The organism is Acidovorax sp. KPB24-07, assembly GCF_057543315.1.
Window position 1 is genome coordinate 1 of sequence record NZ_BAAJYS010000749.1, and the last position, 1,053, is coordinate 1,053.

At 70.9% G+C, this 1,053-nt stretch carries 1 protein-coding gene and 1 pseudogene; both read right to left on the bottom strand.

The genetic code is table 11. The annotated features are described in order from the left end of the window. Positions 1-782: YoaK family protein (locus tag AC27IQ_RS25525; RefSeq protein ID WP_487091301.1), on the bottom strand; the 782-nt coding region annotated here is incomplete at its 3' end. Positions 783-786: 4 nt separating this feature from the next. Further along, a pseudogene (glcE, locus tag AC27IQ_RS25530) lies at positions 787-1,053 on the bottom strand (glycolate oxidase subunit GlcE); the annotation flags it as partial.

Below are 1,053 nucleotides of genomic sequence, written 5' to 3' on the forward strand. Positions count from 1 at the left end.
TGCGGCGCGCGCTGGGCCAGCGCGCGGCGGGCGCGCCAGAGCCGGGCCAGGTGTTCGAAATCGGCCGCCAGCGGCGGCAGCGACAGGCCCAGCAGGATGGCGGCCAGCGGCACGACCCAGATGAAGCCCACGTGCTTGAACCCGGCCGCGCCCACGATGCCGCCCACGGTGAACATGGCCAGCAGGCTGGCGAACAGCCGCAGCCGCGCCTGGTTGGCGTGCACCTGCGCCTCGGGTGGCGTGCCGTTGCGGTTCCAGTACAGCATCTTGCCGATCTCGATGCCCAGGTCGGTCGCCACGCCGGTCATGTGCGTGGTGCGGATCTGCGCCGAAGACATCTTGGTGACCACCGCGTTCTGCAGCCCCATCAGGAAGGCCAGCAGCAGCACGGTGAGCGGCACGGAAAACGGCGTGCGCCATTCCAGCGTGATGGCGCCCAGCAGCCCGAAGACCAGCAGCAGCAGGGCCTCCAGCAGCAGCGGCAGCGCGAAGCCGCTGCGCAGCCGGTGGTGGCGCGCCCAGTTGACCAGGATGGCCGTGGTGCCCGCGCCCGACATGAAGGCCCACAGCGTGCCCACCGCGCCCAGCACCAGCGCCATGTTGCCCAGCACCAGGTTGTCGGCCACCATCGACAGGAACCCCGTCATGTGCGAGGTGTACCGGTGCACCACCAGAAAGCCGCCCGCGTTCACCGCCCCGGCGTTGAAGGCCAGCAGCAGGCCGAGCAGCCGGTTGGTGGACGGGGTCCGGTGCCGGCCGGTGAGGTGCCGCAGCAGCCGCATGGCGCTACCGCCCCGGGCCCATCCGGCCGGGGTTGAAGATGCCCGCCGGATCGAACGCCTGCTGCAGCCGGGCATGGATCTGTGCCAGCGTGCCGGGCAATACCGGATCGAAATGGCCTGACGCCCTAGTACCGATTGCCTTGTCTGCTACAAAAAGAGAAGCACTCCCACCCACGGCCTGCGCCGCCTCGTGCAGCGCCGCGCCCGCGTCCGGCGGGGCCTGCACCCAGCGCAGGGCGCCGTGCCATTCGATCAGCGGCGCCGCCACACC